Origin of the sequence: Nonlabens sp., from assembly GCF_047636915.1 — a bacterium.
Lineage (GTDB): Bacteria > Bacteroidota > Bacteroidia > Flavobacteriales > Flavobacteriaceae > Nonlabens.
The window spans coordinates 1-17,845 of record NZ_JBLIGN010000024.1 but is presented as its reverse complement, the minus strand read 5'-3'; the positions used below and the strand labels follow the sequence as shown (position 1 = coordinate 17,845).

Genomic DNA, 17,845 nt, shown 5'->3' with positions numbered 1-17,845 from the left:
AAGAAATTGAGGTCATCTACTTTATGAACGACCTCAATCAATATATTTTATTTTAAAATTTCAAAAACCCTAATTGGTACATTCTTAAAGTCTGCCCGCTGACGTAATTATAATCACGTTCATCAGCCGCATTGTAATAATGAGTTCTTGTTTCAGTAATTTTATCCCCATTATCGCCTATAGTCGTTCTAGTAATAACTATTTCACAATTACTAATAATTGATTCTGTGTTATCTATTTCAGATGAAACAAACCCACTACTCCACATAAATACTCCAGCTAGTGCTGCAAAAACTAATTTTCTCATAATTAACATGTTTTAAATGATTCATTTAGAGCACTAAGAAATTAAGAAAATAATAAAATAAGAAATATCCTAATTATTTTTTTATTATCTTGATTTTTAACAAAATAAGTAGCTTTATAAGGTCGTTTATCGATTATTGAATGCTTTTCTACATCCCCTTAACTGTTCCTGAAAAAGTAACAGGCTCTTTTTATCACCAATCCTACTGAGGTTAACAAAGCTTATGTGAGGGTAAAAACAATAGATGCATTGTGATAGTTGAGTTAGCAAAGGCCACCGGTTCTTTTAATTCATTTACCGCAGTACCAGAGATTTGTGCATTGCCTATAAAGCATAGTAAAAATAGAAAAAGACCGGTTAGGGTCTTTTTGTTTAAGTTTAATAAATATTTGAATTTATTTATTTTCTTCATTTTTGGTTTCCCATTCGTAGATTCTTTCTGCACCAAGTCGCTCTAAGGTAACCTTAGTTTGACGAATACCTCTTCCCATCTTTGCAAGAGTTCGTTTGCTACGATCATTTCTCTCATTTGTTTCATTAGTCAGGACTTCACGTAAAGTAAATTCCTTTCCTTCAAAATCGCTTTTATTAGGAACAACTATAGAATTATCATATTTCAAAGATGTAAGATTCCAATATAAAGTACTGCCATTATAAGTAGATTCTACATTAATTATAAGACCTGGCAAACCTTTAAATTTAAATGGACCAAATGGAACAGCTATTTCTGGAGCATACCATGCGGTAAATTTTCTACCTCTAAATTGAACTTCAGCCTTTTTACAAATATACTTGTCTATTAATTTATCCTCTTTTAATAATTTCCATTCCAATTTTGGCATTTCATCCAAAACCATCATTTCTTGATTTTGTGTTTTTAAATAAGAATAATTTAAAGTGTCAGATACGTTTAAAAATATAAAATTAGAAAAAGTGCTGTTTTTCAATCCACTAATAGTATAACTTCCATCCTTCAATTCGGTTTTTGGTGTAGATTTTTCTAAAGCTTTTTTATTCAATACTTGGTAAAACCCTTCGGTTTCATTCGCGATTAATACTTCTATTCGATTAGATGATCTATTTGAATAAGTATATTCAGCAACTAAAGCTTTATTCTGACTAGACAGAACTGAAGTGAATAGGAATAAATAAGCTAAAAATAAATTCCGAATTATTACCATTCTCTAAGTCCCAGATTTAAAGCTGTAACATGCATATCCATAGTACCTTGACAATCTCTTGGACCAACTGTTACTGCAGAAAAAGATCGTGTTTCTGAAAATTCTTGACCAAAAACGTTTGTCCATGATGCCGTTATTGTGTATTGACAATCATAAAATGGATTTTTTGTTTTTAATGAATTTTCAGTTTCAGAATATGGACTAAACCCACTACTCAACATAAATACTCCAGCTAGTGCTGCAAAAACTAATTTTCTCATAATTAACATGTTATAAATGATTCATTTAGAGCACTAAGAAAGTAAGAAACTAAGAAACTAAGAAAAATCCTAATTATTTTTTTATTATTTTTATTTTTAACAAAATAAGTAGCTTTATAAGGTCGTTTATCGATCAATGAATGCTTTTCTACATCCCCTTAACTGTTTCTGAAAGAGTAACAGTTCCTTTTTATCACCAATCCTACTGAGGTTAACAAGGCTTATGTGACGGTAAAAACTATAGATGCATTGTGATAGTTGAGTTAACAAAAGCCACCGGTTCTTTTAATTCATTTACCGCAGTACCAGAGATTTGTGCATTGCCTATAAAGCATAGTAAAAATAGAAAAAGACCGGTTAGGGTCTTTTTCTTTGAGTTAAATAAATATCTGAACTTATTTTTTTTCTTCATCTTCGGTTTCCCATTCGTAGACTGTTTCAATGCTTAATCTTTTGTAGGAAGTTTTAACATTAGCATATCCCTTTGGTAATCTGGCTATACTTGCCTTACTTGCCTCTTCCCTAAGCTTTTGTTTATATTCAACAAACTCTCTAATGGTCATATTTATACAGTTCGTGCATACAGGAGGCATTTGAAAATCTTTATCCAAAGTTGCAATATTAGTTGCAATCCATGATTTATTTGAATTTCCCCCTGTAGAATTCAATATCAGTATTAAACCTGGAAGACCTTTGAACTTAAAAGGTCCAAAAGTAATCGGAATTTCCGGTGTAAACCATGCCTCATAATCTCTTCCTCTAAAATGAGTAGTTGCTTTATTACAGATGTAGCCGTTTATTTTTTTTACTTCTTTCTTAACAATTACCCAATCGATATTTGGAACTGAATCGGTTATCAATCTTTTCTCACCTTTGTATTTTAATTGGTATAAGATTGTTTGACTTTCTTTTTCTTGAAAAAATTCTATCTTGTTAAGTTTAATGTCTTTTTGAACCAAAGTTATATCGGTACCTTCTACTTTATCTTTTGCTGAATTTAAACCTGCATAAGGTTCGTTATAATAATAAGATGAATTAAAATCTGCATATAATATTTCTTGTTTTTGGTAACTATCTGTAGTAAATATATAATTTACTTTAATAGTTTGTGAAAAACACAAAACAGGAAAAATGAAAAGGAATAGTATAAGCTTCATAAAAAACTTGTTATATGCGGCCTTTGAAGGTAAAGCGGTATTATGGGTAGAAAACCGTTAACGAGCTATTTGAAGGAGAAATAATAAATCTCGCGATCATACGCGCGCGCCGTATGAACGGTTTCTATGACATTAAAATATTGAAAGCTCGAAGCACTTCCTAAAAAATATTCCTTTTTTAATTCTTTGTTACTTTTTACTTGTGCTGAACTGATCATCATCGAAGAGTTTATGGTCTATACGATAATATGCTGACAGCACAGCAATCTTTATTCTTTTATCAAACAGAAGTATTCCAGGACTACCTATCAAAGGACCAATTCATAATATCAGTACGCAACCCAAAATTTAACCATACTGTGCTTTCTCCACGTACCACATCATTATTAAATCGCGGATTCTGACTGCGGTAAACTAACTGACCAAATACCTTTAACCTACTTGCTGGATTGATCACATAACCAGCTTCTAAGTGTCCGAAAAAGAAATTGGAGATATTACCTTGTACCGTTTCATTACCGTTATCTGAGATGCGATCATCTTCAGAGCCATAAATATTACCGCCATAAAAAGCAGTATCTCCATGGAGAAGAATATCATACCCTCGTTCTCCATAAATGGCTTTGGCAATTCCATACCAGCGGTCTTTGGTATAACGGCCTATTAAGATAGTCTCATAAAAATTTGCTCCCCAAGGATGCGCCAGCGCTTGATTGCTATTGGCATAATTTAAGACGACTGTATTATGAGAATAGGTATAAGGTCGTACTCTGTTGTATTCTAGTTGCACCATCAAGTTAGGCAGTTTAAAAGCATTTTGCCACTTGACCCCTAATTGATAAGCACTTTTATTCTGGTAACTACCAGCTCCACGAACCACAGAAGCTCCAGAAAACTCGTCTAGGGTGAGCTGTCCATAACCAGTTATAAAATCAGTGAATTTATATTTTGCTGTAAAACCTAACAACGCGTTTCCTCCACGAGAACCTGTTTGCAATTCTATAGATTGGTAAAAAATCATTGGATTGAGGTAATTGAAGTCAAAGCCTCTCTGGTTATCATCTTGCCACAAGACACTTTCAAAAAGTCCTATATTTAATCTTTTAGTTGCATTCCAGCTTAAGTAATGATGCGTCATGAACTTGGTGCGGAAAGAATCATCAGCAGTTACCTCAGAACGCACATCTCTTAAAGAAGTGTATAATACGGTGTAATCTAGTTTCCAGAATTTTGCATTCAATTTAAAATAAGGAAAGGGTTGTGAGTTATCACTCAAGACTAAGGAACGATAGCCGTCACCTATAAAGTGCTGTCCATGTCCTAATTGTAAATCGAAGTATTTACTAGGCTTATAATTTACATATCCTGTAGCTACTGGATAATCAAAAACGTTTTCTCCGCCGTCTTCCGCTATTCCACGACCAGGAACAATTCCAGGATTACCGCCGTCTGGCGCTCGCAGTCTAACCTCTCTTTCAAAATACCCTGGAAATCTACCTTGAGACTCTTGAATACTTGTGCCAAATGTAATCTGACTACCGATCCCTCCGCTTACATGGACCAGTCTGGTATTATTATAGGTAGTTACCTCATCTCTTGAATCTCTTCCTACTTGTAGATCCACTCCAGGATCTACCACAAACCAGTAATCCTTTCCTGCTACTTCAAAGAAGTGCTCATTGGACCACTTGCGACCTAACCAGGTTTCTCGTTCTTTAAGAAGAGATTCCCGCTCTGCTTCTAGATCAAAATATTGATCTACATAGTTAAAAGTATAAGGCTTTACAGCCGTATGTGCATTATTTCCTACTCGGTTCATAGCCGCTTCATATCGATGGTATCTTTGGTAAGAAAGCGGGATAATGGCATCAGACCTGAGTTGATTTCTATCATACTGATCGGTTAAAATAGTACTGTATTCTTCATTCGCTTTTGCGAAAGCGAGACTGTCTTCCTCCTCCTCCTTTCTATTTTGTTTTTTTAGATCCTTATTTGAACTGCTGTACACTTGAAAAGAACCAAAATCCTTCATAGGAATAGGAATATTAAGTATAAATTGCATGTAAGTAGGAGCTCCATTGAAAGTAGGCGCCTCTACTTGAGGCAGATTTTCAAAGGCTTTGATCATCCCCTCTTTAACAGATGCTTTTAACGCATCTGTTCTTATCAATACAAATTTACCTTCCCGATCTACTTCAAATCTGATTGTAACAGACTGGTTTTTAATGCTGTCTTTCTTGACAGGATGCCTATAGCTATCCTTGAGTTGCACATAGAGCCTAGCATAAAAACAATCTTCTAATTGATCACTAGCTTTTTCTTTACACCCGTCAAAAACTGGAAACCTCTCCATATCTGATTGGGCCGATATCAGGTTAAAAAATAGGAGGATAAGGAACGTAAATAAAAATTTCATAGCTTCTTAATGAGTCACAAATATACTTGTTTTAATAAGCGCCCCAAAAAGAGCAAAGCCATGAATCACCATAGCTTTAAAAAATCAATGACCTACTATTAATTAGTTACTTGGAATCTAATAGGCAAAGCATAAGTAACATTAACTGACTTGTTATCTATTTTACCTGGAATCATTTTAGGCAATCTAGAGATGACCTCATAAGCCTCCTCTTCTAGTTTTTCATTAGGTGCTTTCACTAAAATATCTTTAGGAAATCCATCTATCCCGATAGTAAATTGAACAGAAATTTTAACCACGTCATTTCCATTCATAGAGTTTGCAAGATTTACATCAAACTTACGTTGTATAAAACGAGCCATTTTTTTATTTAAACAATCTACTCGTTCCTCACTGTCCATAATAGAACTACAACCAGGGAATAATGGAACCTCATGAAGAGCCGCTATATGAGACGGCTTAAAAGTTGCTGCTGGTGCTTCTTTACTTGTGCCTGTTTCTTTATTTAGGGATCCATTCTTTACTGGTACAGTAGATACCGGACCCACGGATTCTTTATTTGTGTCTGAAACATCTAGAACCTCTTCTTTCCCTATTTCTGGAGCCTTGGTAAGATCGGTTTTGACAGGTATTATCTTAGGTCGCTTTAGCTTTTCTATTTCTGGCTTAACCTTGTGATTTGGAATAATCGTTACTGGTCCCGTATAGCCCTTCTCTAGCGTCAAAGCGACAGTTATTGGCGGGTTTAGAGGTATACTTGGAACTGCAGTAGATAGTTCCATTATAAAAAATACAGCCACTAAAGCAGCTATTAACCCTATCTGAAAGTTGATAATTGGATTGACTTTTGTATTTGCCGCCTTTTTATCTGCACGACGAGTATTCAAAGGAGTTGCAGCGCCCCTTGGCTCATTTGAAGTGTTCATAATAAATGGTTTTATATTATTGCGTATAGAAATCAAGAAGCGTACCAAAAAAAAATCCCAACCTAGAAAAGGTTGGGGTTTTAAATAAGACAAAATGAAAACAGTTCTAGTCTTGAACTTGAAAAATAATAGGTAACGCATAAATAACACCTACAGGTTTACCTCTTTGCATTCCTGGGATCATGGTAGGTAATTTTTTAATTACTCTGGCTGCTTCACTTTGTAGTTTAGGGTGCTTTGCCCTAGATTGAATTCCTACTACATCGCCTTTAGCGTCGATTTTAAATTGAACAGATATTTTCTGTCTTCCTTCGAGACCAAGTTCGGTTGCAAGTCCCGTATTAAATTCTCTATTTACAAATTTTGTGATTTTCTCACTCATACATTTCTTACGATCTGCATTGTTTTTCATCTTTTCACATCCCGGGTAAATTGGAACATTTTCGATAATAGCAAATGGTACATCTGCAATTACCTCTTCAACACCGGCTTCTTCAGATACTTCATCTATCTCGACAATCTCTTCTTCCTCATCAGTCTCTGTACTTTCGATAATCACCTCTTCGATCTCCACATCGTTTTCAACTACATCAAGAACTTCTGGAGCTGGTGGTGGTGGTGGTGGTGGTGGTGGTGTATCCAACATTTGTGTAATAGGAATCTCTTCTTCAACAAAGAATTCGTCTGATAGTTCAAAAACCTCTTCTATTTCCACGGTTTTAGACTCATACTCAATTCCTTGCCATGATAGCAATAACATAAAAGCTAGCCCCGATAAGGAGTATAGTGTAATGTTCTTACGTAAATCTGCTTTTTCTGATTTTTTTACTTCCATAATGGCTGTATTTAAGAGGTTAAAAATAATGAAATCTTTCTGCTAATAAAGAATTTAATTAATTTTATGTTGTTGATATAATTTATCTGTGATCCTTAAAATAGATATTGCAAGAATTATGCCAGCAATATTAGCTAATACGTCCCTAAAATCCATCATTCTATTGATAGATATATATTCCTGACCCAATTCAATACATATTCCTATTACCAAGGAGAAAACACTCGCTCCTATAGCAATAGTGTGTGACCAATTTTTAAGAATGGTTTTTATTCCAAAAGAGGTAAGATTCTGTTTGCTCAAAAAACGGGCATAAAAAAAGAAATACCACACTAGTGCCATAATAAAATAAGCACCAGCGTGGTAAATTTTATCAACGTGATTTATATTTACTGAGGGCACCGCATTATTTAGTAATGATGCTATTACAATAACAACGGTATAAAGAGGTGCTGTCCAGTAAGGAATTTTTTGCATTACCCGACTAGTTCCTTATAGGCTTCTGCACTCAGTAAGTCCTCTATTTGAGTAGCATCTGTATATTTCATTTTAATCATCCATCCTTTCCCATAAGGATCAGAATTTACCAGTTCTGGATCTTCTTCTAGTTGATCATTAAACGCTGTAATTTCACCTGATAATGGCAAAAATAAATCAGACACTGTTTTTACGGCTTCTACCGTCCCAAAAACTTCTTCTTGATCCATTGTCTCATCCACGGTCTCTACCTCTACATAAACGATATCGCCTAACTCACTTTGAGCAAAGTCTGTAATACCTATGATCGCAATGTCGCCGTCTATTTTGATCCACTCGTGATCTTTAGTATACTTTAATTCTAATGGGATGTTCATTTTATTTCTTTTTTGTTGCTGTAAATTTAAGATAAGTATATTTATTATTTCAAACCTTGGAGTCTAATTCGCGATTATAAATACAATTAATTACCAAATGTATACCGCAGCGTAATTCCACTGCGTATAGTTGTTTGCGGAAATGCTGTAGAAATAGCAAATTCTGAAAACGTATGATCGTAATAAAAGATCGCTGTAAATGCTGTACTCAAATTATAGTCTGCTGTGAACTTGAGTCCATAAATAGTCTGTCCAGCAGTTGCCTGACTGTTATCTAAATCTAAATATCTTATGATCGTTATGTTATCTCTAACAGAGCCGTCTAATCTTAAATTTAAATCACTTTTGATGACTTTACTCCTGCCACCTACATTCGTATTAAACCTCAAATCTTTAATGCGGTACCCTAATCCTAAAATCAACTCATTACCAATAATCTCAGTAAGCAAATTGTTATCAAAACTTAATGAAATTACACGATCTTTTCTCAGCTCAGCAGCAACAGAAACAGAGTTCTTCATCTCAAAATCTAATTTGATTAATGGACTGAATTGCTCTGCAAGATTGATATTAAAGAATAAGTTTCTAGCTTTAAAATCCCCGTTTTGATTGAGTGCATTTGTTCCTAATTGCTCTTGGTACGCTAGTGCTCCATTCCCTTCTGCAAAATCTAGATTAGTCTGGAACTGATTGATGGTATAGGTAGAACGATAACCGTGATTTACAGAAAACCTTCGGAAACGCTTCTTGAACCATTTTAAGTTCATCAATCCAGTATACTTGACTGTCCAATTAGGTAGAGGAATATCTCTAAAGGCATTAGATCCTTGTTTCTCTACGTCTCTACCTTCATAAGCAGCTAGAAAGGCTGGTAATAGAACTTGCTGGCTATTTCTTGAAAAACCTTCTGGATAACCATCTACATCTCTAGTAAATGTGCTCCCACCATAAAATGCGGTAGCCAGCCTATTTGCCACGGTAAGCCTATTGGTTCTAAAAGCGTCAAAAGTCTCCGAACCGTCAATGGTGCTTTTTTGAAATGCTGTACCTATCATCAAAGTAGAAACATTGAAATTACCTAAGTTATTAGGTGTAAGCGATTGATAGGTTAAATCATCTTCATTTACTTTGTAATTCTCCGAATAAGTTTCTTGATAAGCTCGATTTCCTAATATATCTATAGAAAGATCCTTCAATAAATCTACTTTAAAATTAAAATCTAATTGTCTTGTTTCTACCTCCCTGTATTGCTGATTGAAATCTTGATACAAAGTCAACCAACCACGCTGTGCTGCTAATGTTCGGATTTCTGCTTGACTTCCAAAGATAAATCCAGTTGTAGGCTTCAGAGTTCCTATAAAACCTATATCTGGCGTATATCCTGGTAAGATTATACCGTTTGTTTCTTGATAATTAATCTGTGCTCTTTTTACAGAAGTTACGATACCTATTAAAGTATTATAGGCCTTGTTTGCAAAATTATTTTTGGGAACTTTAGGCAGGTCTGCCCCTTTTTCAGTTGGATTAGTTGGCGGCTTTTTACTTCTAGTTCTTGCGTTCTTTCTCGACCTTACGGCCTTGCTTGCCGTTGCACCAAATTTCTTTTTTTCCAGACCTACATATTTATAAAGTTTATCCAAGTCTAGCGTTCCATTGATGCGATGCGTATTTGCATTCTGGATAGAGTTTCCTAAATCAGGAATATCTTCTAACTGTGCAAATTGTTGCTGGTTGCGCGTCCAGTTAAAGTTAGAAGTGTAGGTGTAGTTCGCTTTCGCGAAAGCGAGAAAAGGAAACTTATCAAAGGGCAATTTATATGTAAGCTGAAGCTGTTGTGAGTGTGAGTTGGGAATTCCCTCATCAAAAAAATCAGTCCACAACGTATAATTTTCGTCAATCGTTTCGTCTTCGTTCACATAATTTCGTATCAAACGGTCACTGTTTGCAGACAAGTTTACCTGCAGCGACTTTGTTAAATCCCAGTTAATGGCGTACTGGTGATTCATCGTGAAATTGCGGTTGGTCAATGGCGCCAGTGTAATATTTTGAGCGTCTGGGAGACCATCGCCGTTTAAATCTACTGGATTGGTATCCAACTGTAAATCACGAAATTTCTGAGTGTTGTACTGTCGCAATACATTTAATCCTGCTGATAAATTATTAGGGAGCGGATTAAAATTCAAATCCTTGATAAACTTTAAATAAGAATTGTCAAACCATTTCACATTCTTAAAAGGCTCCAAATCTCCTTTAGGAAATGCATAATTATATGTACCGCCCGCATTTACCGATTGATCTTGGAAATTTTCTACCTCAAAATTACGTTGATCTGTTTGATTATAAGAACCTGAAAAAGTGAAGTTTTCAACATCATAAGGCATAGGTTTTGAATCACCAGTACGCTCCTTACGCACTCCTATTAAGTTGATGCTTTGTCTTCTGGTATAATCTTCAGACTGTTCTCTTATAGCGTCCCGATCATCGTCACTATTAGCACTATCAAGTCTTGCCTCCAATTCAATATCTTCAAATTGAGGATCAAATTGTGGGGTAATAGTTTCTTCTCCTATACTGTAAGAAAAAGGTAAAGAAACACCCCATTTCTCTGGAAGCAGTTTCCCTAGACTTATGTTCGTAGTGACGTCATATTGAGTCACATTCTCGCGACTTCTTTCTTGCGGCCCTTGCTCAATAGCCCCAAAACCTATCGTACTTCTCCTTCCCGTAGCGCTTACACTTGCAAAATCTGCAATGTTGGCATCCATACTCATCACCGCAGCATAACCCCCTTGATTTTTTAATCCTGACAGCCTCATTTCATTGAACCATACTTCCCCACTAACTAAGTCCTCAGATGCATTTCTAACACCTATCATTAAAGACCTTATATCTCCAAAGTTGGGATTTCCTTTTATTAAATAAGTATGTTGATTTGGACCGCTATTAGCACCTCCCAAAGCTGATTCTGTGATGGGGTCACTTAAATCGCTAGGATTTAAATTAGGATTTCCAAGCACTTCAGATTTAATTTTTTGTAATAACTCTAAGTTGATCTTAAAATTATTCTCCGTAGGCCATACTTCTTCACTAGAAAGATTCAACCCAGGTTGTGTTATCGTTAATGGCAATCGTACCTCGTAATAATTTTGAGTGAAATCTACACCAAATCTTACAAAAGCCTCTATTTCTCCGTCTTCAACAGATTGATCTGGAAAGTTGCCATGATCCACATGCAAGAACATCTCGAGACTCTCATACTGTCGCATATCTATTCTTATATTCTTAAATACTGCTCTCGCTCCTTCTGACTCTAAATTTTGTACTCTTAACGCTAGAGATTGTTCGTTTTGTCTGATATTTTGATTTTGAGTTCTTAACTCCTCTCGCAACACACCTGGAGGTAAGGCATAGGCAACTGGCTCCCGTTCATTATTATTTTCAATATTAACTCCTTGAACTTCAAAAACAGATTGACTATTCTGTGGAGTATTGTCTTCACTTATATTTTCTGTGTACTGACGATAATCCCCCCTAACCAAATCTAAAGATCCAAATCTCAGTGTTATATCCTCTTCAAAATCCGTAAGATACATCCTCATAAAACGTATAGCTCTAAAATCCCCAATACCACCTATCGCCTCTCGAGTCGTGTCACTTAATGGGATGCGCAACTGCACCCATCGAGTTTTACTTTGGGTTCCATCTGGATTGGTAATTAATGGTGTTTCTTTTTGATCTGAAATAAACGGACTTTCTAATTTATTACGGACATTATTAAATGGAATATCATAGGAATAATAACTATCAATGGTATTCATGGTGTTGTCTCGGTTGATATCTTCCACATCAGGCAACGTAGTGGAACCGCGATTATCCTGAGAAACAGCAGTGGGTGAATTACCTTCAGTACCATTATAATTCTTATAACGCATGGGAATATCTCCGGTCGCTGCAGCAAAAAATTCATAATTATCTCCCGCAGGATCAATAGGTCCAAAAGTAGGGAAGTCTGTTAATTCTTCATTATCGCTATATCCATCCAGTCCTATATCTTGGTTATCCCGATCTGCTCCGTTGGTATCAAAAGCATATACTAAAGATTGATTCACAGGAACTTTTCCATAAGCCGTATTTGTGGTAAGTAGCGTGCCCCCATCATTAGGAAGTCCGTTTTCAAATTGCTTCCGGTTATCTTTTAAAATATCTTCAGAAATACTCCCTAGGTTAATAGTAATAGTACCGCTGTTATCAATAAAGGGAGTTTGACCAGGATTTTCAGCTGGATCTTGCGCAAAAAACGGATCCATGATCCAGAATTGTATGTACTCTACGTTAGTCTGTTCAAAATCAGTACTGGAAAACTGTCTCATAATCCCACCCCAATTATCCTGTGGATTAGGCAACACATTTGTACCAGCAGCGGCAGGGTTATAATTGTACTGACCACGCTCATTAGGGTAGTAAGCCATGTCTAGGGTATTGATGACTTGTTGCTGTCCTTGCTGCAAATCTGTAACTGGAAAAATTTCGTTAACAAATACTCTTCTGGACTTATAATTGGAAACATCTACATCTGTAACACCGTTGGGCCGTTGATTGCCATAGAAAATAGGATCAATGGTATACCAAGCCATTTTTGCTCTCATAAAATTATACGACAGCGGATTTGACATTCCGTTATTCCCTTCAAAGGCTTTAGGGACACTTGCTAGGGACCAAGAGAATGGTGTCAAAATATCAATAGAAGTTTGCGACCCTTCAAAGTCATCTACATAAGCAGCTGCCTGACCTCCAAAATCATCACCAGCTGGTGAGCCAGGAAATAAGTAAGCAACTTCCCCTCGTAAGGATAAATTGGACACCACATCTGTATCCACATTAGGAAGCTTATTGGCTAACCTGGTCAAAAAGGGCACTTGCGTATTATACAAAAAATTAGCTCCTATTATGGTATTATTAATAGGCTCAAATCCATAAGTAGCTTTTTGAGTTATAGGACGCTCTTTTAAGTTTAAAAAGGTCCCTCCTAATATAAAGTCCTCACTAAATTTATGCTCCACATTAATTCCTGTAAAACGTTTGGTTTGCTGGTTAAAAACAGAATTGTTTTCTGTAGAAACTTGGATAGGTGTATTCGAATTCAATAAGGCCTGATCTAGAATAATTACGCGACCCAATTGATAATCTACTGTATAATCGATTCCTTCTTGAAGCGTTCTTCCACCTGCCGTTACGGTAACGCTCCCTCTTGGAACGTTAAAACCCCCTATAGGAATTCCTTCCTGCCCAGTTGCTTTGTATTCTCCCTTTATTAAATATTTATTTTTATCAGCACTTTGCAACGCTTGTGCCTTTGTGGTGCGGTACATATCTCGGTACACATACTTGGCTTGATTGGCATTATAAGTCGCGGGATCCTCATAATCTTCTGTGCCAGTTCCAGGAGTATTGTCCAGTTTATTAAATATATGGCTTCCAAAAGGCTCTACTGTTGTGAATATAATCCTGCCATTTTCTGGATCTATAGTTATACCTGGAACAAAATCAAAGAAACCATCTCCTTGAGGTTGTGGGTCCTGTTGCTGGTTCAATCTATCGAGGTTAAAAACTCGTATTAAGGTAGTTTGATCAACATCTGCTGGTAAGGCAACTGCTGGAACTTCGGGTGTTCCTGTTATTAAATTTTCTGGGATTCCTTCAGCTGCAGTGATGTAATTGAGCTCTGGCGGATATTGATAGAAGATATTCAGTCTAAAATCTTCTGGGGTAAGCTGGAAGCCGCCTAGATTGTAGACGTTTTTCATCATTAAATCCCAAATAGGTTCACTCACGTTAGTCAGGTTACTCTTTAATAACTTTACTATTAAATTTTGATTATTTACCACGATTCCCTGCCCTACTGGAAATAATGAATCATCTAGTCCATCACCATCTGCATCAATTCCACCAGTTTGATCTACATCGGCAGTATCGTTAATTCCATCACCATCTGTGTCTGTACCATTATCATTTACACCATCTCCATTAACGTCAACATCTGCACTATTTGGAATTGTATCGTTATCTGTATCGTCCCCGCTTACTGTAGTTGCAGCGACCCCATCATTTGCAAATTCTCCTACCTGATACACCTGCCCACCAGAGGTATATTGAAAGGCTACACCAAGCACTTCATCATTATTTAATCGCTGTCTTAAGGAAATGTATCCCAACTGCGTGTTTAAGGTATACTCCTGTGGCGTAAGTTTACGCGCATTCTCTAGAGTCACATAATCAAAGCCTTCATTCACTGTTACTGTTGTGCCAAAACCTCCTTGAACAGTACCTATATCTCTGATCTGAGAATTAAGGATCGTTTGTCCACCGCCATTAATTCCTTCTGGATTAAAATCGTTGTTTCCATTATCTGGAAAATTTCCAGCAGGCACATTTGAAAAACCACTAGGTAATTCCTCTATTCCAATATTGCTAGGATCTGATTCCCCTATATCTTGAATTGCCACCAGATTACGTACGTCTTGGGTTCTATTACCTCTGTTGGTTATCCATACTTCAGCCCGTGTGATCTGGATATTATTATTGATAAAAGGGTAATTCTGTAAAGAGCTGTCGTAATTATCCCTAAAGTAATGCGATAAAAAATAATGCCTGTTCTCATCATAATCAAGTGAGAAAAAGTCAAAATCATTAATAGTAGCTCCTCCAGCAGCTTGTACGGTTCTAGATTCTGATTGTTGTTCTGAGAATACGGCAGTTATTCTGGTCTTACCAAATTGCAACTCTGTCTTGATACCGAAGAGGCTTTGCGCACCACGTATCAACTGAGAATTGAGTGGCATCGCAACGTTACCTACTTCTATACTTTGAAGAATATCATCTTCGGTAGGTGTATAATCTAATTTGATTTGATTCTGGAAGTTAAAGGTACTTTGGGTGTCATAATTGGCATTTACCTGTAACCTTGTTCCTACTTTACCTACCAGACTTAAATTGATACGCTGATTAAAATCGAAGGTAAGGTTTTGTCTATTTCTAGGGGAAAAACTTGGATTATCAGAGCGATTGAATAACAATCCTAAATCTACTTCTACAGATCCTTGTGGATCAATATCTATCTCGGTACCTCCAAAAATGGACGCAAATAGATCTGAATTCACATAAAAATTTGGGAGTAAGTCTTTTTGTTTTTCTTTATCTTCTTTAGACTTTCCAGCTATAGCAGCTGACTTTTCTCTAAAGTAATCCATCATTTGTTGCTTGAGAACGCGCTCGAGATATTGCTCTCGGGTAAGAATAAATGGAAAATCGATATTGTAACCGTTGAATGAACTGGAATATACATAGCGATCCAAATTTGAATCATAGGTATATAGCGTGGCTATACTAGGTGGATCAGGCAGTTTTAATGAGCCTAGTCGAACACCTGTTTTAGTACTATCTTGGGGCGTTTCTGATGGTTCTTGCCCTTTCGCGAAAGCGAATACAAATAAAGAAAAAAGGAAAACTAAAGCCCTTAGATTATTCTTACTATATCTCAAATCTTATAATTGTTTAAGTGCTTGTTTTATGAGTTGTTCTGTGGTAGCATCCGATTGAGTAGAAAGTATTTTATCGACCACTTTCTGTGCTTGTTTGCGCATATATCCCAAGGTTTCTAAAGCAGATAACGCTTCTTCTCTCCCAGTATTGCTTGCTACTATGGTTAATTGTGGATTATCGAGTACTTGAAGAATTTTATCTTTTAAATCTAGAATGACACGTTGTGCTCCTTTTGTACCTATTCCTTTAACGCTCTGAATAGTTCTTACGTCTCCAGAAGCAATAGCCTGCGCTATTTGATTAGGATCTAAGCTGGATAACATCGTTCTTGCCGTGTTAGCACCTATACCAGAAACGGATAACAACAACTTAAAAACTTCTCGCTCTGTTTTTTCCATAAAACCAAAGAGACGGTGCGAGTCTTCTCTTACAAGAGGGTACGTGTACAGCTTGATCAGCTCCCCTTCTGGAATTAAAGAATAAGTATGTAAGGAAATCTCCACTAGATACCCTACGCCACCGCAGTCGATCACTACGTCTGTTATATTTTTTTCCACCAGTTTTCCTTGAAGCTGTGCGATCATTATTTAACAAATTTTAAGAAATCAAATGTAAGAAAATATAAAGGATCAAATAACAAGAATTATAAAGGTAATTATTCCTTCTTACTCGCATATTTTTCTTTTTGTTGTGCATCAATAACAGCGACAGCCGCCATATTGACAATCTCATCTACACTTGCCCCTAATTGAAGAATATGAACGGGCTTTTGCATTCCCATCATGATAGGCCCTATAGAATCTATTCCATTCAATTCCTTAAGCATCTTATAAGTGCTATTGGCACTTTCTAAATTAGGAAATATTAACGTATTTACCTTTTTTCCAGCCAATTTAGAAAAAGGAAACTTACTTTGTAACAACTCGGGATTTAGAGCAAAATCTGTTTGTATTTCTCCATCTACTAATAAATCTGGATAATATTGGTGTAAATATTTTACTGCCTCAGCCACTTTTGTGGCATGAGGATGCGAGGAAGAACCAAAATTTGCATAGGAAGTCATTGCAATTACAGGAGAAATCCCGAACATAGCAGCTGTACGACCCGTCAATTGTGCGATTTTGGCTAATTCTAATGCGTCCGGATTTATATTTATAGAAGTATCTGACACAAATAAAGGACCTCGTGCCGTTATCATCAAGTTCGTCGTTGCAATTTTATCTACTCCAGGAGCTTTACCTATTATTTCCATCATAGGTCGTACAGATATAGGATAGGATTGCGCAACCCCTGTGATCAAGGCATCTGCATCTCCTAATTTCACCATCATGGCGGCAAAATAATTGCGCTGTCTCAATGTTTTACCCGCATCAAATTCTGTCGTTCCTTTTCTGTGTCTTAGCTTCCAAAATTCTTGAGCATATCGATTTTTACGTTCTTTTTCTTCATCAGACTTAGGATCGATGATCATACAAGGTTGATCAAAGCCTAGGTCTTCCATCAATTCTTCAATCATATCGCGACGACCTAATAAAATAGGAATTCCTATCCCTTCTTCCATTACAATTTGTGCTGCCTTAAGGACATCAATATTATCTGCTTCGGCAAATACAATTCTCTTGGGGTTGGTTCTAGCACGGTTCAATAACAAACGCACCAGTTTATTATCTGACCCCATGCGGCTAAGCAACTGCTCTTCGTACTTTTCCCAATCTGTAATGGGTTCTTTTGCGACGCCACTCTCCATAGCTGCTCTTGCTACGGCCGGTGGAATTGTAGATATCAATCTAGGGTCAAATGGCTTGGGGATGATATAGTCTTTCCCAAAGGCTAGCTTTAATTCCCCATAAGCAATATTTACTTGTTCGGGAACTGGCTCTTTGGCTAATTGTGCGATGGCATAAGTTGCAGCCAACTTCATTTCTTCGTTAATTTTAGTAGCTCGTACGTCCATCGCACCTCTAAAAATAAATGGGAAACCCAAAACATTGTTCACTTGATTGGGGTGGTCACTTCTCCCAGTTGCCATAATGATATCTTCTCTAGAAGCCATCGCGGTATGGTAATCTATTTCTGGAGTAGGATTTGCCATGGCAAAAACAATAGGAGATTCATTCATGGATTTCAACATAGCTCCGTCCACAATATTACCTGCTGAAAGTCCCAAGAATACATCAGTCCCTTTAAAGGCTTCTCGCAGATTCACCTTAGGCTTGTCTGTAGCAAACTGCATCTGTTCAAGACCTAGGTCAGTTCGATCTTTGGTGATCAATCCATCGATATCAAACATCATGATATTTTCTTTCCTCGCCCCTAATTTCACATAAAGATTCGTACAAGAAATCGCTGCACTACCAGCACCAGAAATAA

At 36.6% G+C, this 17,845-nt stretch carries 12 protein-coding genes; all 12 read right to left on the bottom strand.

Annotated elements, in window-relative coordinates; genetic code table 11:
* Positions 1-52: 52 nt before the first annotated feature.
* The gene (locus ACJAT0_RS05810; RefSeq protein ID WP_415180891.1) at positions 53-307 is read right to left on the bottom strand and encodes a hypothetical protein; all 255 of its coding nucleotides are present in this window, start codon (positions 305-307) and stop codon (positions 53-55) included.
* Between the two features lie 395 nt (positions 308-702).
* Positions 703-1,488 (bottom strand): GLPGLI family protein, encoded by a 786-nt coding sequence (locus ACJAT0_RS05805; protein ID WP_415180890.1) that lies wholly within the window; start codon positions 1,486-1,488, stop codon positions 703-705.
* A complete protein-coding gene (locus ACJAT0_RS05800) occupies positions 1,482-1,748 on the bottom strand; it encodes a hypothetical protein (protein ID WP_415180889.1) in 267 nt (88 codons plus the stop codon). The genes ACJAT0_RS05805 and ACJAT0_RS05800 overlap by 7 nt, the downstream gene beginning before the upstream one ends.
* 395 nt (positions 1,749-2,143) lie before the next feature.
* Positions 2,144-2,905 (bottom strand): GLPGLI family protein, encoded by a 762-nt coding sequence (locus ACJAT0_RS05795; RefSeq protein WP_415180888.1) that lies wholly within the window; start codon positions 2,903-2,905, stop codon positions 2,144-2,146.
* 301 nt (positions 2,906-3,206) lie between these two features.
* Positions 3,207-5,321, bottom strand: coding sequence for a gliding motility protein RemB (locus tag ACJAT0_RS05790; RefSeq protein ID WP_415180887.1), 2,115 nt, complete (start codon positions 5,319-5,321; stop codon positions 3,207-3,209).
* 98 nt (positions 5,322-5,419) lie between these two features.
* Entirely contained in the window at positions 5,420-6,247 is an 828-nt protein-coding gene (locus tag ACJAT0_RS05785; RefSeq protein WP_415180886.1) for an energy transducer TonB, read from the bottom strand.
* 106 nt (positions 6,248-6,353) lie between these two features.
* On the bottom strand, positions 6,354-7,082 hold the full coding sequence (locus ACJAT0_RS05780) for an energy transducer TonB (RefSeq protein WP_374003029.1): 729 nt from the start codon (positions 7,080-7,082) through the stop codon (positions 6,354-6,356).
* Between the two features lie 54 nt (positions 7,083-7,136).
* A complete protein-coding gene (locus tag ACJAT0_RS05775) occupies positions 7,137-7,559 on the bottom strand; it encodes a VanZ family protein (protein ID WP_374003028.1) in 423 nt (140 codons plus the stop codon).
* A complete protein-coding gene (gene gcvH / locus ACJAT0_RS05770) occupies positions 7,559-7,936 on the bottom strand; it encodes a glycine cleavage system protein GcvH (RefSeq protein WP_374003027.1) in 378 nt (125 codons plus the stop codon). Before gcvH ends, ACJAT0_RS05775 begins: the two co-directional genes overlap by 1 nt.
* 86 nt (positions 7,937-8,022) lie before the next feature.
* On the bottom strand, positions 8,023-15,474 hold the full coding sequence (gene sprA / locus ACJAT0_RS05765; protein ID WP_415180885.1) for a cell surface protein SprA: 7,452 nt from the start codon (positions 15,472-15,474) through the stop codon (positions 8,023-8,025).
* Between the two features lie 3 nt (positions 15,475-15,477).
* Entirely contained in the window at positions 15,478-16,059 is a 582-nt protein-coding gene (ruvA, locus tag ACJAT0_RS05760) for a Holliday junction branch migration protein RuvA (RefSeq protein ID WP_374003025.1), read from the bottom strand.
* A 71-nt stretch (positions 16,060-16,130) separates the two neighbouring features.
* Positions 16,131-17,845 (bottom strand): phosphate acyltransferase (locus tag ACJAT0_RS05755; RefSeq protein WP_415180884.1); only part of this gene is annotated, 1,715 nt, incomplete at its 5' end.